Origin of the sequence: Synechococcus sp. HIMB2401, assembly GCF_042883245.1 — a bacterium.
Taxonomy (GTDB): Bacteria; Cyanobacteriota; Cyanobacteriia; order PCC-6307; family Cyanobiaceae; genus Parasynechococcus.
Map to the genome: position 1 here is coordinate 558,167 of NZ_JBDJKK010000001.1, position 24,378 is coordinate 582,544.

Below are 24,378 nucleotides of genomic sequence, written 5' to 3' on the forward strand. Positions count from 1 at the left end.
ATGTCTGTACGAGAACGCAGGGCCGTGGTGGCCACCGGTTTGATTGCCGGGCTCGCTCTCACGGCCAGTGTTTCCAGTTGCGGCGCAACCCAGAACGACGCCAAACAGGCCGTTCTCCAGATCGGTGCCATCCCTGACCAGAACCCCGAGAAACTCAATCGCCTCTACGGCACGCTCTCTGCGGAACTCAGCGAAAAGCTGGATGTTCCCGTGCGGTATGCGCCGGTGAGCAATTACTCGGCGGCAGTAAGTGCCTTCCGCACCGGCAGCCTGGATCTGGTCTGGTTCGGTGGACTCACCGGTGTGCAGGCCAGGCTGCAGACGCCTGGAGCCCGGGTGCTGGCGCAACGGGACATCGATGCTGAATTCACCAGTGTGTTCATCGCCAATGGCGCCAGTGGTTTGCGCCCCTTCACCAGTGCCGACCAACTGGTTGAGCTGAAGGGACGCCGACTGGCCTTCGGTTCGGAGAGCTCCACCTCCGGCCGCCTGATGCCCCAGTTCTTCATGGGGGAAAACGGTATGAAACCTGAGGATCTGGCAGGGGGCGGCCCTGGCTTCAGCGGAAGCCACGACGCTACCGTTGCCGTGGTGCAGAGCGGTGCCTACGAGGTGGGCGCCTTGAACGAGCAGGTCTGGCGCAGCAATGTGGCGAACGGCCGCGTGGATCCCGGCAAGGTGTCGGTGATCTGGAGGACACCGCCCTACGTGGATTACCACTGGGTTGTACGACCCGGTCTGGATGAGCGCTTTGGCGAAGGTTTCACCGACAAGCTCCAGAGCGCGTTGCTGGACCTGTCGGCAGACACAGAGAACGGCGCCACGATTCTTGAGTTGTTCGGTGCCGAACGCTTCATCCCCGCCAAGGACGAGGACTTCGTGATGATCGAAACGGTGGGTCGCCAACTCGGAAAGATCCGTTGACGGCGCTGCTGGAGCTGCACCAGGCCTGCCTGGGGCAACGGCTCCAACCGATCACCATCACCCTTCGTGCGGACCAGCGTGTGGTTTTGCTCGGTGCCAGTGGCGCCGGCAAAACCACGTTGCTGAAGCTCTGCAACGGGGCCTTAAGCCCCGATGCAGGATTCGTGCACTGGTGTGGTCGCCCCCATCAGCAGTTGTCCCGCCGGCAACGGCGCCAAATCGGCACGCTCTGGCAGGACCTGCGCCTGGTGGAGGAACTGAGTGTGATCCAGAACATCAACAGCGGTGCCCTGGGACGCCATGGGCTGCTCTGGGCGATTCGAAACCTGCTGGGTCCGCTGGACCCAAACACCTGCCTGGAGCTGATGCACCAGGTGAAACTGGAGGCCGATCTGCTTGAACAGCCCGTGCGTGAGCTCTCCGGAGGGCAGCGCCAACGAGTGGCTCTGGGCCGTCTGTTGCATCAGCGGCCTGAACTCGTGCTGGCGGACGAACCCCTCTCCGCCCTTGATCCCAGCCTCGCCGAAGACGTTCTCAACACCCTGCTTCTCTTGCCGGGCTGTCTGATCAGCCTGCATCGGCCGGATCTGATACACCGTTTCGATCGGGTTCTGGGGCTCCGTAGTGGTGCCCTGGTGATCGATGCGGCTCCAGACACCATTCATCGGGATCAGTTGGAATGGCTCTACGCATCGGCCTGAAGCCAGCCCTGCCGCTGATCCCATTGCTGCCGGGCCTCAGCCTGCTCGGCATTCTTGTGGTGCTGTTGCGCGATGGTCACGGCGGCGGACTTTCAGTTCTTCAACAGTTCGCGGCTGGGGCCGTGCAGCCCTCCATCGATCCCATCGTTCTGGGCAGCTTGCTCAACGGGCTCCAGATCACCCTGGTGATCGCCGTGATGTCCTGGGGCATCAGCAGTGTTCTCGGCGTGGGTCTCGGACTCCTGAGCTCAAGCACCTTCTGGGAAATCCTGGCGGACGTGCGTTGGCCTGCCGTGATCTTGCGCCGTTGGCTGGCGCCCCTGCGCGCTGTGCATGAACTGGTCTGGGGGCTGTTGCTGCTGCAGGTGTTCGGGCTGAATGGCTGGGTTGCGATCTGCGCCATCGCGATTCCCTACACGGTTCTGATGGCGCGGGTGATCGCCGATCAGGTGGATTGCCACGTTTCACCGGCCATTCCCGTACTCAAGGGAGCTGGTGCCACGCCATGGGCCGTGATGCTCACCGGGCTGGGCCCACCGCTGGCAGAGCCGATCAGCGACCACATCGGCCACCGCCTCGATTGCGCACTTCGTTCAGCCTTGATTCTGGGCGTTTTCGGCCTCGGAGGACTGGGGACAGACCTCAGCCTCAGCCTGCGCTCGCTCCAATTTCAGGAGCTGTGGAGTGGGCTTTGGATGCTGGCCATCGCCATGGTGGTGCTCGACCGACTGCTGCGAACGCTGCGCAGCTGGTCACGCATGCTGATTCTTCCCGTGGCCATGGCCAGCCCCTGGGTTGCCCTTGGCTGGGGAACACAGCTGGATCTGCAGCTGGCCTGGCCAGTGGCTGAGTGGTCGATGGTTGTCGGCAACCTCATCGACGGATCCCAGGGATTCAATGCTGCCCTTGAGATCTCCTGGCCCGGGGTAATTGGTGCCACGGTGTGGATCACACTGATCGCCGGTTGTGTTGCCACCGGCCTTCCACCGCTGTTGCTGCTGGTATGGCCTAGCCAGGCCAGCCTGCGTTTGCAGGGAGTGATGTGGGGCGCGTTGCGACTCATCCCGGCCCCTCTCACCGCACTCCTGCTGCTGATGCTGGCCAAACCAAGCTTGAGCCTGGCGGGGCTGGCCCTGGGGTTGCACCACGGGGGTGTGATGGGTCGGGTGCTGATCGACGACCTCCGCAGCAGGGGATTGCGTTCCGCCCAGACCATGAAGACCTGCGGCGCCACCAACCGGGTGAGCTGGCTTTACGGCCCCGTGGCGGATGTGAGTCGCGCTTACCTCACCTATGCGACCTACCGATTGGATGTGATCCTTCGCGACACCGCGATCATCGGCATGGTGGGGGGAGCTGGTCTGGGCTGGCAGCTGATGGAGGCCCTCAGCTCGTTTCATTGGTGGTTGGTGCTCTGGATCGTGGTGATCTCCGCAGTGCTCACACTCCTGGGTGAGAGCCTGGGAGAACGACTTCAGGGGAGCTGGAACAGCAGGGCCATGACCTTATGAGCGGTGCGAACGACGCCCCCCGTCAGCTGATCGTGCTCGGGGACAGTGGCGTGCATGGTTGGGGTGACCGTGAAGAGGGTGGTTGGTGCCAACGGCTGCGCCTGCGCTGGATGAACCTACCCAGCGCACCAGTGGTGTACCCCCTTGGCATCCGCGGGGATGGCCTGGAACGCGTAGCCGCCCGCTGGCGCAGCGAATGGAGCTGCCGCGGCGAACTTCGTCGCCAAACGCCGGGCGGACTTCTGCTCAGTGTCGGGCTGAATGACACCGCCCGCGTTGGTGGAACCGACGGCAGACCCCAACTGGATGTGGAGGCCTTTTCATTCGGCCTGGGACAACTTCTCAATGAGATGACCCAGGAGGTGCAGGTGTTTGTGCTGGGCCTCACTGCGGTGGATGAACACGTGATGCCCTTTGCCGGCTGCCTCTGGTACAGCAACAGCCAGATCGCGGCCACGGAGGCCGTGATGGCCGAACAGTGCCGTGAGGCTGATGTGCCCTTCCTGTCCATGCATCAGGAGATGCAGGAGGAGCCCGACTGGTTGACCTGGATGGAACCCGATGGGATCCACCTCAATGCCGATGGCCACCGCTGGCTCGACCAGCGCTTAGGCCAATGGGCGCCTCTGCAGAAGTGGGCCGGACTCGCTGCGCTTAACACATCAACACCTATCAGCATGTAAACGAGACCCGCAGCGGCGACTAATGTGTGGCTCTCCTGACATTGGTGATCGGACTTGGGACCTGACCGCTCTGCACAACGCGCTGCCGGCCACCCCCCTGCCCAGCGCAAAACCACGCTCAAGTGGGATGAAAACGGTGAACTTACAGCCCTGGATATGGCACGCATCGTTGACCGCTTGACCCAGCCGGAACTGCAGCGCTGCGATCTCGACCCCTCCTGAGGATCAGCTCGGGGCCATGGCCTGCTTGGCGGATTTGTAGAAATCCAGGTCGATGTCGGAACGTCCGTCTGAATCCGCCATCGCCTCAACCCGTTTACGAACAGCAGGCCGTACGAAGAACGGAACATCTTTCTTGAGTGCTGCCAGTGCTTCTGGTTGCCAGTCCATCCATCCAAAACCGTTGCACCCATGATCCGGCACGAAAGTGCCGATCTGCGGCACCAAAGGGCCAACCGCTTCGGGGCTGAGGGTTGAACCGTTGGATCAGTTGCACTGATCCCTTGATTTCTCAACGTCACCTGCACCAGGAGTCCCGGCGTGGACTGCCGCCCTGCATTGCACGACGCAATCAGCAGGCTCTCAATCACCTGGGCCTGGCCCACTGCGCGGCCCGTCGCCAACAGCAATGCGGCCCCGAAGAGTTCGACGAACTGCTGCAGGAGTCCCGGGTTGGATTGATCCGTGGCCTTGAACGGTTTGATCAACAACGAGGCCTCCGCCCCAGCAGCTATCTGCTCTCGCGGGCCACCGGCCAAATCCTCCACTACCGCCGGGATCGATCACGCACCATTCGGATTCCCTGGCGACTTCGTGATCTTTACGCAGCCGGAATGAAGATCCAGCGGGAACGCGAACAGAACCGGCAACCGCTTCTCAGCGATCAGGACCTTGCAACCGAACTATCGGTTCGACCAGAGCGCTGGGCTGCCGCCGTTGAGAGCCATGGAGCCAGCCAGGTCGTCGACCTGTCTGCCAGCCCTGGAGAGCCAGCAAGATCGAGGGCGGAGGATGAACACCTGGACTGGCTGAAGAGCGTGCTGCACCAGGTGGATGGCCTGACCCTCAAAGATCTGGCTCAGGCCATGAATTGCAGCCGTTCATCCCTGCGCCTTCATCTCCATGAGGGAGTTCAACTGCTGCAGCAATGGGCCCAGCGCGATGGTCTGATGCCCATCCAAACCAGCTGTTCAGAGCACCATCAGCAGCATCGCCAGAACTGCGGCCAAGAGGGTCTGGAGAGCATTGACCAGCTCATTGCTCAACCAGGCCACGCGATTCTGCACCAGAGCACCGAGCAGGCTTTCGCCGAGGGTCGCCACCAGGCCAACCAGCATCACCAGCACTGCCACAGGCCATGAAGGAACCAGCTGCAGGGCCAGCATCACCAGGGTCATGGCGATGCTGCCGGCGGCACTTGCCAGGGTTCCCTCAAGGCTGATGGCTCCTTCGGTTCCTGGTGGGACAACCCGCAGGCTGGTGATCAACACCGTGGTGTGCCCGAATCGTTTGCCGATCTCACTGCCGAAGGTGTCGGCCAACTTGGCGGCAAAACTCGCCGCAAAACCAACCAACATCAGCTCACGGGGCTCGACACCAGCACCGATGAGCAGTGCCAGGAAGGCTCCAACGGCCGCAGAACCCCAGACGTTTTCAGGGCCGCGCTGCCCACCGCGGGCTTCGGCAAGGCCCCGGTTTTGCTTGTTCTGAAAGCCGATCTTGGTGACCAGACTTCCCATAAAGAGATAGGCGACCACGGCCAACCAGCCCGACCACCCCAAACACCCCCAAAGGATCGTGCCCAAGGCAGCTGCATGGACCCAACCACTGCGGGTGAGCACAGATGTCCGCTGCGCCAGGGCAATCAAAACCGTGTTCACCAGCAGGGCCTGAATCCAGAGTGCTGACATCACACCGTGTTGCAGTGCCCTAAGCATCTCCTGCCTGCGGCCATTGCAGAGGGAGAATCGGGTGCGTTCGTTCTCTGGTCGACCGGATGGTGTTCAACAGCAACAAGGGCTTTTTCCTCACCCTGGATGACGCCGCCGCTCCAGCCACCCTCGAGCTGCCTCAACAAGAGGCTCCAGCCACCGAAGAGGCACCGGTCGAGGCAGCTGTGGTCGCAGCCTCCGAGCCCTCAGAGGTTGCCCAGCCTTCAGCCCCCGAAGCTGTTGAAGAGACCGTTGCAGAATCCAGTGCTGCATCCAGCGCTCAGCCCGCAGCCTCACTCACCACAGCAGAAGCGATCGCCGCTGAACTGGCTGCAGCAGAGGCATCCCGCCCAGCGGTGACCTACTCCACCTTTGCCCCCAGCAACCTCATGCCTGGTGGCGGACTGCGCCAGCGCAGCCGCCGGCCTGGAGCAGCTCTGAAATCCTTCCGGGGGATCGCTCAGGATCTGTTCAAGAGCTGATCAGCCGATCACGCCAACGAACCAGTTCCACGGCACCAGCCACCGCGGCCGTCGAACTGCGCAAGATGGTTGATCCCATCTGGACAGGCTGAATCTGGGCTTGGGTGAACTGCTTCAGTTCCTCTTCGGTCCAGCCCCCTTCCGGGCCGACCATGAGCCATGTGGGCTGAACAGGATCGGCCTGATGACGCAACCATTGTTCCAAGGCCGGTGGTGCCGTCTCGCGGGTCACCCCCACCAGACGCTGTCCCCGCTCATCTCCCATCCATTGAGATAGGTCTTTGAGATCGAGCAGCTGTGGCGTCCACAACCGTTCGCACTGCTCCACCGCTTCACGAATGATCGTGGCCCAGCGCTCGGGTCGGTGGTCGGCCTGGGGAACACAGCGATCGCAGCGCAGGGGCTGAATCCGATCAATCCCGAGCTCACAGGCCATCCGGACGACCTCATCCATCCCCCGCCGCATCAAGGCCACGGCCAGACCCAGCTGAGGTTGGGCCTGTGGCTCAATCAGTTGCGCTGGCCGATCGAGCTCGAGCAGCTTGGCTTCCATCAGGGTTGCGGTCGTGAGCCGGCCGCAACCATCGATCAGATCCACCTGCTCGCCACAGCGCAGACGCAACACTCTCCGCAGGTAGTGCTGCTCTTCGGAGTTGAGCAGAACCGATCCACCCTGCTCCAGGCGATCCGACGACAGAAGCAAGCGCCGGCGTTCAGCCACCGGCAGGGAAAACACTGTCGGGATGGTCTTCAACCGGCCAATTCTCATTGACCCCACCAACGACCAGCTCTTCGATCTGAACCACGTCGGAGTCAAGTTGACGCAGGGCATTGATCAGAACATCGATGGCAACTCCATCCGACGTACCGAGATCAACCCAGCAACGTCCCCAGTCGTTCTGGTATTCGAGCTGCCCCATGTTGTGCATCAGAGCTGGCATCGCCGACTCAGCCCCATCGTTGTCGTAGGTCATCCAACTGAGATCGGAGCCCGCGTCATGCACCTGCAGGTTTTCTGCGTTGAAGCCGCCCAAACGGCCGATCACATACCAGCTGTCGAAGACACCATCGACGTAATTCCGTTCCCCCTGACTGGGGGGTTCCGAAAAACGGATCCACAACCAGCAATTGAAGGGATCGACTTCACGAAAACGAATGTCCATGGGGCCATCGCGACACCGTCATCATCGTTCAAGCTGAACGCATGCTCGAGCTCTCAGGAATCACCTATGCACCTGCGACTGCCGGTGCCCCCATCCTCGACGGCGTCGGTTTTCAGACGCAGAAGGGACGGCCGCTGCTGATTGCTGGCGCCAGTGGATCCGGAAAGACATCGCTGCTGGAAATCATCAGTGGCCTGGCATCAGCCACATCCGGCAGCATCCGCTGGAACGGCAGCGCAGTGAAACGACGGCAGCTGCGCTGGCTTTGCGGCATCGTTTTCCAGTTTCCCGAGCGCCATTTCCTCGGGCTGAGCGTGGCTCAGGAACTGCGGCTGGGGCATCGGCGGCTCGGTCATGAGCGCGAACAGAGCGTGCTCGAACGGGTTGGCCTCGACAGCATCGCCTCCACAACGGCGCCAGAACGGCTGAGCGGCGGGCAGCAACGGCGGCTTGCCCTCGCCGTGCAAATGCTCCGCGGCGCTGAAGTGCTCCTCCTGGATGAACCCACCGCAGGTTTGGATTGGTCGGTGCGACGGGACGTGCTTGATCTGCTCGCCGGCCTCGCCCGTGAGCAGGTGTTGATCGTGGTCACCCATGAACCCGAGCTGTTTCAAGACTGGGACTGCCAAAGACTGCGCTTGCAGGGCGGGCGGCTCGAACCGATGACTACATTGCCCTGAGCTTCCGAGGGGATATGGCCGACCGGCTGGTGCGTGCAACAGCCGCTGAGGGCGGCATCCGATTGGTGGCAGTATCAACAACCAACATCGTGCGTGAGGCGAGGGAGCGCCATGGTCTGTCGTTCCTCACCAGCGTGATGCTCGGACGAGCCATGGCCGCTGGATTGATGCTGGCCAGTTCGATGAAGGTGCGGCACGGCCGGGTGAACCTGCGCCTCGGTTCCGACGGACCAATCAAGAACTTGATGGTGGATGCCGGCCGCAACGGAACCGTTCGTGGGTACGTGGGCGAGCCGGGCCTGGAACTCGACCCGATTCAGGATGAAGCAGGCCATTTCAGCTTCAACTTCAAGGAGGCCGCTGGCACCGGCTACCTCCACGTGATGCGTGATGACGGCAAGGGTGAGCCCTTCAACAGCACCGTTGAACTCGTCAGTGGAGGCATTGGTGAGGATGTGGCCTCCTATCTGCTCCACTCCGAACAGACTCCTTCAGCCGTGTTTGTGGGTGAGCAAGTGAACAGCGCCGGCATCCATGCCAGCGGTGGCCTCCTGGTTCAAATCCTTCCCAAAGCAGCGGAAGAGCCGGCCCTGGTGGAGCTGATTGAACAGCGTTGCCACGAGATCACTGGATTCAGTCAGCGGCTGGCGGCAAGTGGAGACCAGCTGGAGGATCTGCTTCGGGACGTCTTCCCCGACCTTGATCCCAAACCCCTCGACGATGCTGAGGCCAGTCAGGAACTACGTTTTTTCTGTCCTTGCAGCCGTGAACGCAGCAAAGCGGCACTGCTCCTGCTGGGCAGGGACGAACTCACCGACATGCGTGACAAGGACGGTGGCGCGGAACTGACCTGCCACTTCTGCAACGACCGTTATGACGTGAGCGCTGCGGAGCTGCAGCAGCTGATTGACGGCCTACCGACGGCGGCCTGATGCTCAGGCCAGGAACAGGGCTGCAGCCCACAGCAGCAGAGTTGCAGGCAGAGCCTGGATCTGCAGAGGGCTGAGAGCCAGCTGTTCAACAGCAGTGGGGGAGAGCGCCAGGTTTAGCAAAGAGCCTGCCGCCAAGCCCAGGATGAGCACCAGCAACGTCCAGCCCAGGGATGCAAGTGGGCGGCGACCACGGCGAACCTGACTGAGAAAAACGCCGATGGTTGCCAGGGCCAGCACCAACTGAATGCTCCCGGCCGAGATCAGCAACAGAGCAACGCCGACGATCCCTGCAATCAGGCGAACGGAACGCCCCTGCCCTTCCACCAGGGCCCAGTCGGGCTTGAGGCCGGAGAGGGTCGGGGAGGGATCGGGCAGCCTGTTGCGGAGATTCGCCAACACGTTGCCCATCGGTGCCTGAGCTGGCGGAGAAGGCATGGATCCCGCCATGGCCTCCCGCTCCGATGCCGTCGCTGCAGCCGCACTCACCTGACCCTGTTGCCGGTCCCGCAGGCGAGCCATCAGGACAGCGTCGTAGGCCGCTTCGATCTTTGCTCGGGCCTGATCATCACCGGAAACCTCGGCGAGACAGCGTGCTTTGGCCGCCTGAACCTGATCAAAGCCCGCATCACGGCTCAGGCCGAGACGGGCAAATGGATCATCTGCGTTTGCATCGGGACCAGATTCACCCAGGGCTGCCATTGCGTCGATCGGGTTCCTTTTGATGAGCGTATCGGGGCCTGTTCAGAAGAGGGGCGCACCGTGACGAAAACCCTCGCTGCGTTCCAGCCTGCTCCGACAGCTGAGGGCATCCACCCGGTTCATCCAGGAGCGGCGCTTGATCAACGGCATCTGCGGAGGAAGGTGGTAGCCCTCCAGCATTTCCACCGATTCGTCATCACCACGGAAACACACGTATTCGGTGCCGCCGTCAGCGCTGTTCCTCAGCAGCCAGAACGTACTCACGGAAGTTGAAGGCGCGACACGATTCTGGCGAGAGAGCCGTGGAGGTGTGGATGGGGTGATCGGCGCGGTTCAGAGACTGATCGGCTCCACTCCACTCACCACCGGGGCAACACTGCTGAGTTCAAGGTCGGGGTGGTCTTCCCGAAGCTGGTTGAGATTCCACTCGTTCTTGAACAACAGCACAGGCCGATTCCAGGCATCACGCACGGTCTTGCAATTGAAAATCCGGCCCACCTTTTCGAGTTCAGCCCAACCGCCGTTGATCCAACGGGCAACCTGGAAACCCATTGGCTCAAGGCGGGTTTCCACGCCATATTCGTTTTCAAGCCGGTGCTGCACCACCTCAAGCTGGAGTTGTCCAACGGCCGCCAGAATTGGATCCCGCTTGCTCTCGTCGGTGTCATAAAGGATCTGCACAGCCCCCTCTTCCCGCAGCTCGTTCACCCCTTTGCGGAAGTTCTTGAAGGCTGAAGGGTTGGGGTTGCGCAGCCAACTGAAAATTTCCGGGCTGAAACAGGGAATGCCTTCGTATTCCACTTTCGAACCCACATAAAGGGTGTCGCCAATGGAAAACATGCCGGGGTTGTTGAGACCGATCACATCACCCGGATAGGCGTCTTCCACCACGGCTCGGTCCTGACCGAACAGCTTTTGAGGACGTGAGAGACGGATTGCTTTGCCAGTGCGGGCGTGCTTCACCGTCATGTCTTTTTCGAAGCGGCCGCTGCAGACACGGACGAAGGCCACCCGGTCGCGGTGCCTGGGGTCCATGTTGGCCTGAAGCTTGAACACGAAGCCGCTGAACCCTTCACGCAACGGGTCCACCAGACCTTCGCTGCTGGATCGGGCGATCGGCCGTTGCGCCATCTCAAGGAAGGCGTCGAGAAACGGACGGACCCCGAAGTTGGTCATGGCCGAGCCGAAGAACACCGGGGTGAGCTCACCGGCATGGACCATCTCGATGTCCAGCTCTGCGCCAGCCGCCTCCAGGAACTCCATTTCTTCAATGGCCAGATCCAGCAGGTCCTCTTCCACCAACTCGCGCAGGGCAGAGTCGTCCAGCGAGAGGCGTTGCTCACTGGCCTGCTTGCCTCGTTCAGCACGGCTGAACAGAACCACCTCCTTGCTGCGGCGATCGATCACACCTCGGAATTGCTCGCCACTGCCGATCGGCCAGTTCACCGCCCAGGGGGTGAGGCCGAGTTCCGACTCGATTTCATCGAGCAGTGTGAGCGGTTCCCGCCCCGGGCGGTCCATCTTGTTGATGAAGGTGAAGATCGGGATCTGCCGCATACGGCAGACCTCGAACAACTTCCGGGTCTGAGGCTCCAGGCCCTTGGCGGCATCCTCCAGCATCACGGCGTTGTCCGCCGCTGCAAGAGTTCGGTAGGTGTCTTCGGAAAAATCCTGGTGACCTGGCGTGTCCAGGAGGTTGATCGTGGTGGCGTCGTAATCGAACTGCAGCACCGTGGAGGTGATTGAAATGCCCCGCTGCTTTTCAAGCTCCATCCAGTCGGAGGTCACCTTGCGCTGCTCACCCCGGGCTTTCACCGCACCGGCCTGCTGAATGGCACCGCCGTAGAGCAGCAACTTCTCGGTGAGGGTTGTTTTTCCCGCGTCCGGGTGGGAAATGATCGCAAAGTTGCGACGGCGATCCACCGCCGAGGCCAAAACCTGGGCCAGATCACCATCAGTGGTCGCTTGACTGCCGCTCATCGGATTTCAGGACTTCACCAAGCCTGACACCACCAGATAACGTTCGTCCTCCGTCGACACCGTCAACTCGTCGAGATCGAGCCGGTGGAGCTCTGCAGTCACCTCCTGAGGTTCGAAGGCCGCCGCCAGCGAGGCAGCGAAATCGTGCTGCAACACCTCTGGAGCCGATGGCAGGTGTTTGAGCAGCAGCTGTTGAATCTCAGCGTCGGAAGCAGGACGCCGCAGATCCCGGTGCAAGGTGCGACAACCCGGTGCTGCCAAGTCTCTGGTGACCATCCAGAGCAGATCAGGCTGGTGCAGGTGATGCAAAAGGCTGTTGCTGACGATCAGATCAGCCTGCTCAAGCAGAGCACCTCGAAGCACCTCCTGAAGGGTCTGACAAAGGAAGGAGATCTCCAGCTGCTGCAGCTGGGCCCGCTCCCGGGCGACAGCCAGCATCGATTCGGCACCGTCAATGCCGATGATCCGAGCCTTGGGGAAGAGGCCGGCCAGCCGAAGCGTGATGTTTCCAGGGCCACAACCCAGGTCCACCACCAGTGGATTAGGCGGTAAAGGCGATGTGCGTGAGAGGAGACGCTGAATCGCTTCGATGGTGGCTTGATCGCCGGAACTGAAGTCGGCAGCGGCATAGGCCTGCACCTGCGTGTCGCCGTTCATCAACTCAGGCTCCAGCCGCCGCTGCATCATTTGCTGCCGATTCGGAGCTCAGTTTGAACGGGACACTGTTGATGGTGGTAAAGAGACCTTGCTACCCCCATCTGTGGCGTTAGGGTTTCGATACTTGTCCTTCGTCCCAGCACCGCACGTGACCCTCACTCCAAATCGTGTGGAGACCTCTGCGGGAGCTGTCGCCGGGTTCGGCGACTTCCCCGCAACCGCTCCTGCTGCCAACCCGGTCTTCTATCGCACCTACAGCCGCAAAACCCCCAGCGGCCGTGAGAGCTGGAGTCAGGTGGGCGCGCGAAACCTGGAAGGCCTACGTCAACTGGGCAACCTCAACGATGCGGAAGTTGCCCTGCTGGCTCGCATGCAGGCCGAGAAAAAAGCTCTTCCCTCCGGCCGATGGCTTTGGATCGGTGGCACCCGCTGGATCGAGCAGCCCGAAAACTTCTCGGGTTCCTACAACTGCACATCCACCAACCTGGTGGATTGGCAAGCCTTTGGTCTGATGATGGACCTGGCGATGATGGGCTGTGGCACCGGCGCCATCATCGAGCCGCACCTGATCGACCGGCTTCCGGTGGTGCGCAACAGCTTTGAAGTTCTCAGCGTCAGCGAAATCGGCATCACTCCTGCCGCTGAGCGCCAGGACGACTGCACCCACAGCATTGATGGCAACAAGGTAACCATCAAGGTGGGTGACACCCGTCGCGGCTGGGTGGACAGCTACCAGCTGATGCTCGAGCTCAGCAGCGATGAACGGTTCAACGGAGGTCCGATTCAGATCGAGGTGGACCTCAGCGATGTGCGGCCCGTTGGAGAAACGCTGAAGGGTTTCGGCGGCATGGCCAACCCCGTCAAGCTGAAGGATCTCTACGGGCGCGTTGCTCGGCTGCTGAACAAGGCCCAGGGCCGTCGACTCACCTCAGTCGAGTGCTGCCTTCTGATCGACGAAGCCGCCGTCACGATCGTGGCTGGAAACATCCGCCGCAGCGCCGGCATGCGCCAGTTCGCTTCGGACGACCAGGCGGCTGCGTCCTCCAAGGACAACCTCTGGCAGCAAGACGAGGAGGGCAACTGGAGGATCGACCCCGAGCGTGATGCGTTGCGGATGGCCAACCACACCCGCGTTTATCACACCCGTCCCAGCAAGGACGTGGTGCATGCAGCAGTGACCAAGCAGTTCCACTCCGGCGAAGGCGCGATCCAGTTCGCTCCCGAAGCGATCGCTCGCTCCAATGCCGATCTGCTCACCACCCCTGAGCTGCGAACGGAATTCATTGAGATCTACTGCGACCAGGGTCGAGAGGAAGCGGGGCGTTGGCTGTCCGACAACCATGGCCCCATCGGCGCCGACGAGCTGGAGCACCGCCTCAGCCGTTACGGCTTGAATCCCTGCGGCGAGATCCTGGGCGCCGATTTCCACTGCAATCTGGCCGAGGTGCACCTCAACCAGATCGACCCCAGCGACGAGGAAGGACAGGCCGACGCCTTCCGTGCAGGTGCCCTCTCGGTTGCCTGCCTGCTCAACCATCGTTTTGAGGTGGAGCGCTACCGCCAGAGCCGTGAATGGGACCCGATCGTTGGCGTCAGCTTCACCGGTCTGTTCGATTTCTTCGTCCATGCCTTCGGCACGGAATGGCTGACCTGGTGGGAGGCTGGCCGGCCTGATACCGAGGAGGGTCTGCGCTTCAAGGAGCAGGAAGCTGCTTACCTGAGCCGTTGGAAGGAGATCGTCAATCAAACGGTCTGGGACTACTGCGACCGTCATGGCCTGCGTCGTCCCAACCGCTGCACAACCGTGCAGCCTGCTGGCACCAAGAGCCTGCTCACCGGTGCTGCCCCCGGCTGGCATCCGCCCAAAGCTCAGCGCTTCATCCGCCGGATCACCTTCCGCAAGAACGACCCCGTGGCCATGGCCTGCATGGACTACGGCTACACCATCGTTCCCTCCCAGTCCGACAAGGATGAGGAAGGCCGTCTGCTGAATGACCCCTTCGATCCCCGCTGCACCGAATGGCTGGTGGAGATTCCCACCGAGGTGAGCTGGGCCAACCTGCCCGGTGCTGATGCCGTTGACATCAACGGCTTCAGTGCGATGGCGCAATTCGATTTCTACATGCAGGTGCAGCGGCATTACACCGCCCACAACACCTCCGCCACCATCGAATTCCGCGAGCACGAAATCGAACCCTTGGCTGATGCTTTGCATCAAGCCATGGAGAAGGGCGAGGGCTACATCTCAGCAGCACTTCTAGCCCGCTTCGATGCCAATGCCACCTTCCCCCGACTGCCCTTTGAGCCGATCGATGCAGCCACCTACGAGGAGCTGCAATCGGCTGTGGTGAAGCGTCGCGTCAGCAGTGATTTCTTCGAAGCACTGCAGCGTTACGACCAGGGCGAGCTGACCGAAGCGGGCCCGGCCGGATGTGATTCCGATAAGTGTCTGCTGCCTCTGGCCAAGCCGGAAAACTGAACTGGGAGCACGTCCCGATACAGTTGTCAGGTGTCCTGCGGGACACCTGACACCCTCTGGAGAGGTGGTCGAGTGGTTTATGGCTCTGGTCTTGAAAACCAGCGTGTCTTCACGGGCACCGTGGGTTCGAATCCCACCCTCTCCGTTTTGATCCAACCAAAACGAAGATCCTCCAGATCTTTCGTTCCCAATCAAAGAATGTTGTGTGGCCGACGGTGATGCATCACCGGAGCGATTCGACCACGTCGATACCTTGACGGACAAATCTGTTCGCGGGGCTACACAACCAGATTTCTTAAGAAACAAATGGATTTGACTCCTGCCGAAGCAGGAGTCAAACACCAGGGCGTCGGACATCGCTCTGTCCGGCTTCCAAGCCCGATTAGCGACTTGGCAGGATCACTATGAGCCGAATCGTCCGCATTTTTGAAGGGGTTGTGCTCGGATTTCTCGACATCCACAAATTGCAACCAAGACTCGAAGTGATTCCTGCCAGGACCGCCTCAATCGAACTCTTGATGTCAACGCTCGTGCGTCTGTGGGTGAAGTGACTGGCGGGTCGAAACTCGATCACCCCGATTGGTCCGGGGCCTCGATGCTGCTGCCATCAAAGTCGAAGATATAGGCCGCTTCCTCAGAAACGAGTTCACGTATCTCCTGGCGGGGGATATAAAGCAAATCAGTTTCACCCGCCATGCAGGACTCTGCATGGCGGCAGTAATAACAGGCGTAGCCAAAACAAGGCTTACGAACTCTGGGGTCTTGTTCGATCCCATGTTCATCCATCAAAGAGCGCACAAGGCGGCAACAAAAGAGTTGCTTCTGGATTTGCATTAACGCGAAATCACGAAGCACGTCTTGCATGCTCCGGTTCAACGAAGCGCAGTAGGCCTTCAACAGAGTGTGCTCCGATTCAGACATTCTGACGTTGACGACCTTGTCAGCCTGAACCGAAGTTGCGCTCATCTGCTCCCAAGAAACCACACCAACATCATATCCATGGATATGCAGATTTTGCATAAAAAAACTTCGCCTGGGTGCTCAACAATCGACACCTGGAATCACCGGGATAAGGAAAGATGGCAGCCCAGACAGACCTGAATTGACGACATAGAGGCACAACAATTGCAGCCAGACAGCTCAGGCCTGGTGCCTCAAAGGGGTGGCCCATGCATCAGCTAAGCGAGCAGCACCTTGGCTGTCACGCCACAGGGCCGAGCAATGCCGACGAGCAACCCCGAAGCAACTTCAAAGACACCCTTTAGATACTCATGAGTTGCTTGGCAGCGTCTCTTGAGCTACCCTAGGGATGCTCCGGCAGCAGACGGGTCATGATCAAAACCTCCACCCGAGAGACCCAGGTGAAGCTCACGGTCTCCGTTCCACCGAGCCTTCATGTGCTTCTTCGCGGCTGGGCCCTGTGCGAAGGACGTGAGCTGACCAGCGTTGTACTTCAGTGCGTGGAGCTGTCGGTGCGCCAACTCAAGAGCAATGGCTCCATTCCCAGCGCAGCCATCCGCGCCTATGAGGCTGCCTGTGATGAACGTTTGGCTGTGGGAGGGTTGTGATCGTGCAGCTTGATCAGATCGAACAAGCGCTTCAGGCTCCGGTGATGGACGCCGTGATTGCCCTGAGCGAAAGGGTGCAAACCCTCGAGAACAATCCTGAGGGGCGGATCTACACCGCCTATCGCGCTATTGATCAAACCCTCTCCTTGGGGTACTCCGAGAACATCGATGCGATCGGTGAACAGCTTCGCGAACGCGACTTCGTGCTGCTCGCGAGCCGTAGGGGTACACGCCGGGAGCAGAGGTTGCTGTTACTCACCCTCAAGGAAATCGGTATCGCCAGCAGCTACAGCGAAAACTGCTTCAACGCATCGCCAAACACGGTGAGCCATCTCAGGCACCTCGGCTGGCCCTTGGGAAATCTCAAGCAATACGCCAACGGCACCAAGACGCGCAAACGCTTCAACCCGGGGCGTTGATCAACGATCGACAGCGTTGCACCATCGCTGCCACAACGGCAGGATCAGCAGAGGCTCGATCGCCTCGATCCATGTCCGGGTACAAGTCGGCAACCGCCCACGCTTTGGAGGCCGGTTCATTCAGATGGCGTGGGATGAGATGGAGATGAAGGTGCTGGGCTCCCTCACCAAAGGCAATTGCATACACGCGCTCAGATCCGCTGATCTGTTTCACGAGATCACTGGCATCCCGAACAGCGCACCCTCAATCAGAAGCCTCGGCCGCCGTGAAATCCACGAGGCCAGAACAGTGCCTTCGTGAATCCAAGAGAAGCCAACCTGGCAGAGGTGCTGGGTCCGGGTGATGCCGCAAAACCCAGAGTTCAGAGCGCTGAATCTCGTACCGCTCTTGCGCTGTGGGATCGAGATGCAGCTGGCAGATGGCGCAGTTTTCCACGGGGATGATCTTCAACGACGAACAGCACCACGGCCATTACCAATCAAGCCGAAGTCGATGATCAAACCGATCAACACCACCAACAGGCCACTGAACGACGACACGCCTCCGAACGAGGCCGCAGCCCAGCAATAGCCGAGGGTCGTGGTGGGGAGAAACAACAGACCCAGGATCGCAAGCACCGGATTGGGAACACTGGTGCCACTGAAGGGCTGCAGTACAAAACTTCTGTTGATCAACCACATCAACACCAAAACCAGGCGTGGAGCCAGCAGGCCAATCGCCGCCAGAAGACACATCGCAAGGCACGGACGCTGGGTCATCCATAGCGACGTCTTCTGAAGGCGAGATCGTCCCCACCGGAAGATTCAGGTTTCGAGCGAGCAATTCATCGCCAACTCGAACGGAACGGCGGCGTTGGGGATCGACAACAGGCTGCTCGAGAGAGACGCAAGATCCTCGGGTTGGGTCATCGCGGCAGGTTCAACGGCCGTCACCGCACGAGCCATATCGGTGTTGACCCAACTGGGACAGATGGCGGTCACCCGAATCCCCTTGTCCCACCCTTCATTGCGCATGCTCTGACAGAGCCCCATCAAGGCGAATTTGCTCACGGGATAACCCGCCATTCGACCTTTGACGCGTTTGCCACTCATCGACACCAACACCTGGATTCGTCCATGGCCACTGGTAACCAGATACGGCCAGGCCGCACGGGTCAGCCACCAGGGCCCCTTCACGTTGATCGCCCACAGTTCATCGAGCTGCTGCTCATCGCCATCTGCAAACAACAACGGGGTTCGATGCAAAATCCCCGCGCAGTGGATCACGGTGTCGATGGCACCCCAATGACGAACGGTGCTGTCAACCCAGACTTCAACACTGGCTGGATCGTTGGCGTCGTAGGCGTGATGCAACACCGTACCGACGTCCAGGTCTGTTCCCCTTAGAGCCTGCGGATCCCGCAGACCAAGGCTGAGGCGGTGACCATCCTTGAGCAACCGTCTGGCAATGGAACGTCCGATGCCACGACTGGCTCCGGAAATCAAAACCGTGCGTTGCATCAGGACGCGTTGAGGAGTCGATCGATCAGCAATTCTGGCGTTGTTGCATCCAGGAGGAGCTGGCGATTTCGCTGCGAAAGAAAGCCCGTCGAAACGCTTTGATCCAAAAAGCTCAGCAACGCATCGAAGTAGCCATCGATGTTGAGCATGCCGATCGGCTTGGCATGAAAACGAAGCTGAGCCCAGGTCAAGGCTTCGAACAACTCGTCGAGGGTTCCCAGTCCCCCGGGCATGGCAACGGCTGCATCGGCCAGATCGAGCATTCGCGCTTTGCGCTCGTGCATCGATCCCACAACCTCGAGATGGGTCAAACCGGTGTGCACCACTTCCTCTTGCGTTAACGCCTCGGGGATCACCCCGATCACCTCCCCTCCAGCCGCCAAAGCGGCATCAGCAACAGCACCCATCAAGCCAATGCGAGCTCCGCCGTAAACCAGGGCCATGCCCTGGGTGGCGATCAGTGCACCCAGCTCAGTGGCAGCAAGCTTGAACAGGCTCGAGTCGCCGCTCGAGGAGCCGCAATACACAGCGATTCGATTCATGGCGCCTGGCCGTGATCCATTCATCCTCACCTGCGATGGCTGGCAAAAACGAGCCAAGCCTCGAGAATCACCAGGAACGGGTCCCGATGAGGATGACCTCGATACGCCTTGAGCTGCTGAGCCGTCACAGGATTCGAGACCCAGGCCTCGGCCTGAATGAACCATCCGGACTGACGTTGAACGCGGATGGCTCAGCGCTCTACACCGTCAGTGATGACACCAAGGCGATTTTTCGTCTGGATCTCAAAGGCAGAGTGTCGGTGAGTGACTCGTTCTTCATCGGCCTCGACGACTTGGAAGGCATTGCACTCCGTGGCGATGACAGCGAGCTGCTCGTGGTGCAGGAGCAGAACAATTCTGTGGTGGTGGTGGATCTGAGCAACCGGCGCGAACGGTCTCGGCGCCCGCTGTCAGCCATGACCAACTACGACACGATTGCGCACCACTTCCCAGATTCTCCGGACAACAACGGATTGGAGGGCATCACTGTGAACACCAGCAACAACCATGTGGTTGTGGTGAAAGAGCGCCAGCCCGGTTTGCTGATCGAACTGAATTCCACACTCACCACAATCCTCTCCACACGAGTGCTGCAAGCCAGCCAAGGGTTCATGCATCCCGAACTGAAGGCCGAGAAGCTTGATTTCTCGGGCCTGAGCTACGACAGCAGCAGCGACACCCTCTGGATCGTCAGCGACAAGGGGCGGTGCCTGTTCCAGTACGACTGGGCAGGCGACACTGTTCTCCAGCGCCTCGATCTCACCATCAGCACGGGAGACAAGCCAAAGCAAATCCGCAAACCGGAGGGCGTTGCCTTCGATCCCGGGCGAAAAAGGATCTACGTGGTGAGCGATCGAGACGCTGATCTCTACGTGTTCAAACTCCATGACGACTGCTGAACAGCGCCGCGTTCTGATCACCGGTGCCAGCAGCGGCATTGGTCTTGAAGCGGCAAAAATCCTGCTGGCCCGTGGTGATGCACTCACCGTTGTTTGCCGCAATGCAGAACGCGCCGAGCGAATCCGCACGGCTCTTTCGGGTTCCGTTGACACCTGCATTGCTGATCTGGCGGACCTTGCGTCTGTGGCCAGGGCGATCGAACAGCTCCGCCATCAGGAGATGCCATTCGATGCACTGGTGCTCAATGCCGGGTTGCAATACGCCGGCCACAGCTCCCCACGTTGGAGTGCACAGGGCATTGAACTCACGTTTGCGGTGAACCACCTGGCCCATCAACTTCTGGCGGAAGGATTGAAGGAGCAAACCCAAGCCATCGTGATCACCGCCTCTGAGGTGCACAATCCAGCCACCGGCGGAGGACGGGTTGGTCAGCCTGCAGGGCTGGGCTCGCTACTGGGACTGCGCCAGGGCCCCGGGACGCCGATGGTGGATGGGGAAAGTCCGTTCAATGCAGACAAGGCCTACAAAGACAGCAAGCTGTGCAATCTGCTGATGGCCCTGCAGATCCACCAGCAGCGTCAGGATTTGCCTGTCGTGGCGTGGAGTCCGGGGCTGGTGATTCCCCGCACGTCAGAGGGGTTTTTCAGAAACAGTCGCCAAGCCAATCCACTTGGGCAGGCCTTGTTTGGGTTGGTCGCTCGAGATCTCTTGCGATTGACGGAAAGCGTTGAGCGGGCAGGGGCACTGCTGGTGCAGCTCATCGATGAACAACTTGATCAACCGGGATTCAGCTACTGGAGCAATGATCTGTTGGGCCCTGGCCGGCATCAATTCAAACCAACGGAACCCTCCGAGGAAGCGAAGAACAGCGACACAGCGACAATGCTCTGGATGTTGTCGAACAATCTGATCAACTCTTTTTTGACGCCATCCCGCTGATCGCCAAACCGTTCACAAACCAGCATCTATTACGTTAGTTCATTGACTGATTGTCAAACTTGTACACACGGTTGGGAATCACACTGATGTTGACATCAAGGTCATCCAAGCCGAAGTCTTTGGCTCGTTTCAACATCTGCTGATTGACATCGTTCATAAAGGATTGATCCAAGATATCTTCGGGTGCATTGAGCACAATATCCAGCCTTGCCTTGTTGTTAACAACACTCACGCTGCTGTAAATCAGACGAACTTTTGACCACAACCTCTGGTTGCCTCGCGCGAGGGCTACACGTTTGAATTGTCCTGCTTTGAAGCGACCAAATTCCGCATCCATCTGCTGCCGCACACTGAAGTCATGCAATGCCGATTACAAGGGCAGGCTCAACAGCCCGAGCAATCCCAACCAGACCAGAAGATTGCGCCAACAGCTGCGGAATGAGCCGTAACGCTGCAGCAAAAACACCACAAGGCTGGTGACGGTGATGCCGATCAGGTTCGCCAGAAAAAGTAGAAACGATCCCTCCGCGATCTGGTTGGTGAGACCCGCCACAGTCCCACGGCCAAACACAGCCACCATTTCCGAGCCAAGCGTGAGGCCGATGCCGCTGACACAGAGCGGTGGCACAAGGGCGACAGCAATCGCCACTCCGGCAATCGAATTCGACAATTGCTTGCGGGTCATCGAGAACGACCCGGCAACGGCCGCCGCGATGGCGATGCCCAGATCGATCAGGTGGGAGACGTGCGGCCAGTGATCTCAGACTGCACATGGCTGATGCCCAGCCCCAAACTGATCAACGCCGCGGTTGCAATCACCGCCAGAACGCCGAAGCCAATGGTGACGGCGGAACGTCGGATCAATTTCCCATCGCTCACGGCCAAGCCAAAAGCCAGGCTGAGGATGGGGTCCATCAGCGGAGCGACGATCATGGCCCCGATCACAACCGCCGTGCTGTTGGAGATCAGCCCGAGGCTGGCGATCACCGCAGAGCTGATCAGAAGAATGAAAAAACCAAGCGATGGCTTGGATGAAGCGATCCGCGCTTCATAAAGCTCCGTGCGAGGAACACGACTTTCAAGATGAACCGCCCAATGCCCCGACAAGGTTTCCAGCAATTGCCCCAGCACCGTGCACGTCTCCAGGCCTCACATTCCTGAATTGTGCACAGAGTTCTCGACTGCGCAGCAGACTGCACAACGATCAAGACCAGACCATGACGGGTGTACTGGCGGCCCTTGGAGCAGCCATGGCCTGGACGGGAGCCAGTGCACTCTGGCGATCGCTATCAGGGCGAGTCACGGCGATCCGGCTCAACGCCATGAAGAACGGCTTGGCCAGCCTGCTGTTTCTGCCTGTTCTGCTCACACTTCCGCACAACACCGAGGTGCATGCTGTTCTGCTGCTGTTGATCAGCGGCTTGATCGGCATTGCGGCCGGAGACAGCTTCTATCTCGGGGCGTTGCGGCGACTCGGCACCCGACGAACCCTCACCGTGGAAGCCAGCGGTCCGGTGCTGGCCAGCATCGCTGGGGTTCTGGTGATGGGGGACAGCCTGGCCGTGAAGAACGGTCTCGGCGCGCTTTTGGTTTCAAGCGCGGTGGTTCTCATTGCCATGCAGGCGAAAGAGACGAGCCAAGGGGAGCGGGGGGACAACGCTGCTGACTTCGGCATCGGGCTTCTGTTGGCACTCACTGCCGTGGTCTGTGGCCTGAGCGGAGCCTTTCTGGCCCGTCACGTGCTGATCAGCAGCGACCTCACCCCATTGCAGACGGCATCGATCCGGCTGCTGGGCGGATGGCTTGGTCTTCTTCCGTTCCTCAAAGGGATCTGGAGACAGACCAAGCTGAAGCAACGGGAGCAATGGAAGCTTGTGATCGCCACCGTGGTCGGAACCAACGGGGGAATCCTGTTGCAACAGGTGGTGCTGCAAACGATGCCCGTTGGAGAAGGGGTGACCCTTATGGCCACAGCACCAGTGATGGCTCTTTTTGTGGGCCGAAAGGAGGGAGACCCGATTCAGCTCTCAGGCGTAGCTGCCGCGGGGCTGGCCTTGGCCGGTGTGGCCTGTACCAGCCTCTGAAGGCCGGATTCCAGGGCCGGAGCTGCAGCCTCGTTCAAAGCCAGCACCACCAGATCAGCACCACAGCCCTGATCGGGACGCCAGGCATGGCTGGGAGCTGCTTCAAACCAGCTGTTCAACCGCGGACCCACCATCTGGATCTGAAGCGGAAGCGTTTTGCTGGGCAGCCAGACACGCCCCTTGAGTCGAACCACCTGGAGATTGCTGACCAGGCTGGGCAACAGCTGCTCGAGGGCCTGACGGTCGAATGCCCCTTCAACACGCACATTGCTGCCGACCATGTCGACATGGCTGTGGTCGTGATGGTCGTGGTCGTGGTGGTCGTCGTGGTGGGTGTGGGCTTCCTGGGGGGTGGGCTTGTGCTCAAGGCCCAACACAACGGATGTCTCCACCTGTCCCTGAGACACAGGAAGCAGAAGGGTACCCGGGCGCACTTTGTCTTTGATCCGCCCCTGCACCTCAGCCATCGCTGATGCATCCAGGCAATCAGCCCGACTGATCAAGACCAGGTCAGCGGCCTGGAGTTGATCCTCAAACAAGTCGTCGATCGCTGTGAGGTGATCGAGGCTGGGATCCTCGGCCCGTTGCCGCTCCAGCGCTTCAGCATCAGCCACTGGGCTGCCTGCAGCCAAAGCTTCGCCATCCACCAGCGTCACCACACCATTCACATGCACACGGCTACGGATGGCGGGCCAATCCAAGGCCTGAAGCAGAGGCCGTGGCAAAGCGAGACCGCTGGTTTCAACAACGATCCCATCCAACTGATCCGCCCGTTCCAGCAACGTCTCCATCGTCGGCAGGAAGTCGTCCTGCACCGTGCAGCAGAGGCAGCCGTTGTTCAGCTCAACCAAACGGCCGTCCACCTCCTCCTCAGGACAAAAGCCGCAACTGCGAATCAGATCACCATCAAGCCCAACGCTGCCGAATTCGTTGACCATCACGGCCAATCGCTGACCGCCACGGGTGAGCAGATGGCGGAGCACCGTGGTCTTGCCGGCCCCAAGAAACCCGGTGATCACGGTCACCGGCAGACGCTTTGCCATGACGATTAAGGACGGCAGCCCAGGCTCTCACGGGTGGAGACACCACTGATCGGATTGGATCCATCCGCCCGAGCACAGAGGGCCCGCTGTTGGGGAAGGTCGATCACAGCGTTGGTGAAATCAGCACCGTCGATCTGCGCGTCCGTGAAACGGCTCTGCATCATCATCGCGTTGGTGAAATTGGCCCCCCGGAGATCGGCGCCCTCGAAGTGGCTGGCAAAGCCCACAACATCGGAGAGATCGGCATCGCGGAGATCGGCCCCCTGCAGTTGCGAGGTGTTGATCACAGCGCCACGCAGGTCTGTGCCGCTGAGATTCACCTCGCGCAAATCGGCCTTGAGGAACTCTTTTTCCTTGAGGTCGAGACCGTGCATATCGGCGCTGATCTCCTGAACTGCGAACTGACCACGCAGCTCGGGAGCGGTGATGGCCTGCACTGATTCAGCCCAAACAACAGTGCTGAACGCCAGCGTGATCACCGCCAGCAGCGAGGCCATACGTCGAAGGGCGCCCATGAGACCGGTAATTTGAGCAATCACGTTATGGCAACTGTCCGCGGAG

General features: G+C 60.2%; 29 protein-coding genes, 1 tRNA gene and 2 pseudogenes. 16 read left to right on the forward strand and 16 right to left on the reverse strand.

The window, feature by feature from the left end:
- Genes AAXE93_RS03460 through AAXE93_RS03480 form a run of 5 tightly spaced genes read left to right on the forward strand, consistent with a single transcriptional unit; the run spans position 1 to position 4,041 of the window.
- Positions 1-924, forward strand: a complete 924-nt coding sequence (locus AAXE93_RS03460; protein ID WP_390128149.1) for a putative selenate ABC transporter substrate-binding protein — start codon at positions 1-3, stop codon at positions 922-924.
- The gene (locus AAXE93_RS03465) at positions 921-1,625 is read left to right on the forward strand and encodes an ATP-binding cassette domain-containing protein (RefSeq protein WP_390128151.1); all 705 of its coding nucleotides are present in this window, start codon (positions 921-923) and stop codon (positions 1,623-1,625) included. Before AAXE93_RS03460 ends, AAXE93_RS03465 begins: the two co-directional genes overlap by 4 nt.
- Positions 1,604-3,136, forward strand: coding sequence for a phosphonate ABC transporter (locus AAXE93_RS03470; RefSeq protein WP_390128153.1), 1,533 nt, complete (start codon positions 1,604-1,606; stop codon positions 3,134-3,136). The genes AAXE93_RS03465 and AAXE93_RS03470 overlap by 22 nt, the downstream gene beginning before the upstream one ends.
- Positions 3,133-3,819 (forward strand): GDSL-type esterase/lipase family protein, encoded by a 687-nt coding sequence (locus tag AAXE93_RS03475; RefSeq protein WP_390128155.1) that lies wholly within the window; start codon positions 3,133-3,135, stop codon positions 3,817-3,819. The genes AAXE93_RS03470 and AAXE93_RS03475 overlap by 4 nt, the downstream gene beginning before the upstream one ends.
- 54 nt (positions 3,820-3,873) lie before the next feature.
- Positions 3,874-4,041, forward strand: coding sequence for a hypothetical protein (locus tag AAXE93_RS03480; protein ID WP_011364263.1), 168 nt, complete (start codon positions 3,874-3,876; stop codon positions 4,039-4,041).
- A gap of 3 nt (positions 4,042-4,044) precedes the next feature.
- On the opposite strand, the gene AAXE93_RS03485 is transcribed toward AAXE93_RS03480, so the two are convergent.
- A complete protein-coding gene (locus AAXE93_RS03485; protein WP_115082491.1) occupies positions 4,045-4,209 on the reverse strand; it encodes a PCP reductase family protein in 165 nt (54 codons plus the stop codon).
- 113 nt (positions 4,210-4,322) lie between these two features.
- On the opposite strand from AAXE93_RS03485, the pseudogene AAXE93_RS03490 reads away from it, so the two are divergent.
- Positions 4,323-4,955 (forward strand): annotated as a pseudogene (locus tag AAXE93_RS03490) (sigma-70 family RNA polymerase sigma factor); the annotation flags it as partial.
- A 54-nt stretch (positions 4,956-5,009) separates the two neighbouring features.
- On the opposite strand, the gene AAXE93_RS03495 reads toward AAXE93_RS03490, so the two are convergent.
- The gene (locus tag AAXE93_RS03495) at positions 5,010-5,729 is read right to left on the reverse strand and encodes a TIGR00297 family protein (RefSeq protein ID WP_390128157.1); all 720 of its coding nucleotides are present in this window, start codon (positions 5,727-5,729) and stop codon (positions 5,010-5,012) included.
- An 86-nt stretch (positions 5,730-5,815) separates the two neighbouring features.
- Here AAXE93_RS03495 and AAXE93_RS03500 point away from each other — a divergent pair, with 86 nt between their 5' ends.
- Positions 5,816-6,232 (forward strand): hypothetical protein, encoded by a 417-nt coding sequence (locus AAXE93_RS03500; protein ID WP_390128159.1) that lies wholly within the window; start codon positions 5,816-5,818, stop codon positions 6,230-6,232.
- Here the strand turns inward: AAXE93_RS03500 and AAXE93_RS03505 are convergent.
- Positions 6,222-6,953, reverse strand: coding sequence for a 16S rRNA (uracil(1498)-N(3))-methyltransferase (locus AAXE93_RS03505; RefSeq protein ID WP_390128161.1), 732 nt, complete (start codon positions 6,951-6,953; stop codon positions 6,222-6,224). The genes AAXE93_RS03500 and AAXE93_RS03505 overlap by 11 nt on opposite strands.
- A complete protein-coding gene (locus AAXE93_RS03510; RefSeq protein ID WP_115082235.1) occupies positions 6,946-7,395 on the reverse strand; it encodes a DUF3531 family protein in 450 nt (149 codons plus the stop codon). Before AAXE93_RS03510 ends, AAXE93_RS03505 begins: the two co-directional genes overlap by 8 nt.
- A gap of 41 nt (positions 7,396-7,436) precedes the next feature.
- Here AAXE93_RS03510 and AAXE93_RS03515 point away from each other — a divergent pair, with 41 nt between their 5' ends.
- Together AAXE93_RS03515 and hslO are read left to right on the forward strand one after the other, a co-directional pair.
- Positions 7,437-8,075, forward strand: a complete 639-nt coding sequence (locus AAXE93_RS03515; protein ID WP_114989103.1) for an ABC transporter ATP-binding protein — start codon at positions 7,437-7,439, stop codon at positions 8,073-8,075.
- Positions 8,076-8,089: 14 nt separating this feature from the next.
- On the forward strand, positions 8,090-9,007 hold the full coding sequence (hslO, locus tag AAXE93_RS03520) for an Hsp33 family molecular chaperone HslO (RefSeq protein WP_390128164.1): 918 nt from the start codon (positions 8,090-8,092) through the stop codon (positions 9,005-9,007).
- Positions 9,008-9,010: 3 nt separating this feature from the next.
- Here hslO and AAXE93_RS03525 read toward each other — a convergent pair whose 3' ends face one another.
- The 4 genes from AAXE93_RS03525 to AAXE93_RS03540 form a co-directional block, all read right to left on the reverse strand.
- Positions 9,011-9,706 carry a CPP1-like family protein gene (locus AAXE93_RS03525; protein WP_115132584.1) on the reverse strand — a complete coding sequence of 232 codons (696 nt, stop codon included), beginning with the start codon at positions 9,704-9,706 and terminating at the stop codon, positions 9,011-9,013.
- A gap of 42 nt (positions 9,707-9,748) precedes the next feature.
- Entirely contained in the window at positions 9,749-9,970 is a 222-nt protein-coding gene (locus AAXE93_RS03530) for a hypothetical protein (protein WP_025362298.1), read from the reverse strand.
- A 69-nt stretch (positions 9,971-10,039) separates the two neighbouring features.
- On the reverse strand, positions 10,040-11,686 hold the full coding sequence (locus AAXE93_RS03535; RefSeq protein WP_390128168.1) for a peptide chain release factor 3: 1,647 nt from the start codon (positions 11,684-11,686) through the stop codon (positions 10,040-10,042).
- Between the two features lie 6 nt (positions 11,687-11,692).
- A complete protein-coding gene (locus tag AAXE93_RS03540) occupies positions 11,693-12,370 on the reverse strand; it encodes a class I SAM-dependent methyltransferase (RefSeq protein ID WP_390128170.1) in 678 nt (225 codons plus the stop codon).
- Between the two features lie 121 nt (positions 12,371-12,491).
- On the opposite strand from AAXE93_RS03540, the gene nrdJ reads away from it, so the two are divergent.
- On the forward strand, positions 12,492-14,822 hold the full coding sequence (gene nrdJ, locus AAXE93_RS03545; protein WP_390128173.1) for a ribonucleoside-triphosphate reductase, adenosylcobalamin-dependent: 2,331 nt from the start codon (positions 12,492-12,494) through the stop codon (positions 14,820-14,822).
- A gap of 58 nt (positions 14,823-14,880) precedes the next feature.
- Positions 14,881-14,967 (forward strand) — tRNA-Ser (locus tag AAXE93_RS03550).
- Between the two features lie 425 nt (positions 14,968-15,392).
- On the opposite strand, the gene AAXE93_RS03555 is transcribed toward AAXE93_RS03550, so the two are convergent.
- The gene (locus tag AAXE93_RS03555) at positions 15,393-15,788 is read right to left on the reverse strand and encodes a hypothetical protein (RefSeq protein WP_390128176.1); all 396 of its coding nucleotides are present in this window, start codon (positions 15,786-15,788) and stop codon (positions 15,393-15,395) included.
- A gap of 365 nt (positions 15,789-16,153) precedes the next feature.
- Between AAXE93_RS03555 and AAXE93_RS03560 the strand changes: the two genes are divergently transcribed.
- Both AAXE93_RS03560 and AAXE93_RS03565 read left to right on the forward strand, forming a co-directional pair.
- Complete coding sequence (locus tag AAXE93_RS03560) at positions 16,154-16,390, forward strand: hypothetical protein (RefSeq protein ID WP_006850194.1); 237 nt, start codon at positions 16,154-16,156, stop codon at positions 16,388-16,390.
- A 2-nt stretch (positions 16,391-16,392) separates the two neighbouring features.
- Positions 16,393-16,809 carry a hypothetical protein gene (locus tag AAXE93_RS03565; protein WP_370593129.1) on the forward strand — a complete coding sequence of 139 codons (417 nt, stop codon included), beginning with the start codon at positions 16,393-16,395 and terminating at the stop codon, positions 16,807-16,809.
- A gap of 447 nt (positions 16,810-17,256) precedes the next feature.
- On the opposite strand, the gene AAXE93_RS03570 is transcribed toward AAXE93_RS03565, so the two are convergent.
- The 3 genes from AAXE93_RS03570 to AAXE93_RS03580 form a co-directional block, all read right to left on the reverse strand.
- Positions 17,257-17,544 carry a hypothetical protein gene (locus tag AAXE93_RS03570; protein WP_390128673.1) on the reverse strand — a complete coding sequence of 96 codons (288 nt, stop codon included), beginning with the start codon at positions 17,542-17,544 and terminating at the stop codon, positions 17,257-17,259.
- A gap of 69 nt (positions 17,545-17,613) precedes the next feature.
- Positions 17,614-18,309 (reverse strand): SDR family NAD(P)-dependent oxidoreductase, encoded by a 696-nt coding sequence (locus tag AAXE93_RS03575; RefSeq protein ID WP_390128179.1) that lies wholly within the window; start codon positions 18,307-18,309, stop codon positions 17,614-17,616.
- Positions 18,309-18,851 (reverse strand): TIGR00730 family Rossman fold protein, encoded by a 543-nt coding sequence (locus AAXE93_RS03580; RefSeq protein ID WP_390128181.1) that lies wholly within the window; start codon positions 18,849-18,851, stop codon positions 18,309-18,311. Before AAXE93_RS03580 ends, AAXE93_RS03575 begins: the two co-directional genes overlap by 1 nt.
- 92 nt (positions 18,852-18,943) lie before the next feature.
- On the opposite strand from AAXE93_RS03580, the gene AAXE93_RS03585 reads away from it, so the two are divergent.
- Positions 18,944-19,750 (forward strand): SdiA-regulated domain-containing protein, encoded by an 807-nt coding sequence (locus AAXE93_RS03585; RefSeq protein WP_390128184.1) that lies wholly within the window; start codon positions 18,944-18,946, stop codon positions 19,748-19,750.
- Positions 19,737-20,690, forward strand: a complete 954-nt coding sequence (locus AAXE93_RS03590; protein ID WP_390128186.1) for an SDR family NAD(P)-dependent oxidoreductase — start codon at positions 19,737-19,739, stop codon at positions 20,688-20,690. Before AAXE93_RS03585 ends, AAXE93_RS03590 begins: the two co-directional genes overlap by 14 nt.
- A gap of 34 nt (positions 20,691-20,724) precedes the next feature.
- Here the strand turns inward: AAXE93_RS03590 and AAXE93_RS03595 are convergent, their stop codons facing one another.
- Both AAXE93_RS03595 and AAXE93_RS03600 read right to left on the reverse strand, forming a co-directional pair.
- A complete protein-coding gene (locus tag AAXE93_RS03595; protein ID WP_390128188.1) occupies positions 20,725-21,054 on the reverse strand; it encodes a hypothetical protein in 330 nt (109 codons plus the stop codon).
- 6 nt (positions 21,055-21,060) lie between these two features.
- Positions 21,061-21,623 (reverse strand): annotated as a pseudogene (locus AAXE93_RS03600) (DUF389 domain-containing protein).
- 284 nt (positions 21,624-21,907) lie between these two features.
- Here AAXE93_RS03600 and AAXE93_RS03605 point away from each other — a divergent pair.
- Positions 21,908-22,774 (forward strand): EamA family transporter, encoded by an 867-nt coding sequence (locus tag AAXE93_RS03605; protein WP_390128190.1) that lies wholly within the window; start codon positions 21,908-21,910, stop codon positions 22,772-22,774.
- Here the strand turns inward: AAXE93_RS03605 and cobW are convergent.
- Complete coding sequence (cobW, locus tag AAXE93_RS03610) at positions 22,711-23,817, reverse strand: cobalamin biosynthesis protein CobW (protein ID WP_390128192.1); 1,107 nt, start codon at positions 23,815-23,817, stop codon at positions 22,711-22,713. The genes AAXE93_RS03605 and cobW overlap by 64 nt on opposite strands.
- A gap of 5 nt (positions 23,818-23,822) precedes the next feature.
- Positions 23,823-24,314 (reverse strand): pentapeptide repeat-containing protein, encoded by a 492-nt coding sequence (locus tag AAXE93_RS03615; protein WP_244273103.1) that lies wholly within the window; start codon positions 24,312-24,314, stop codon positions 23,823-23,825.
- Positions 24,315-24,378: the final 64 nt, after the last annotated feature.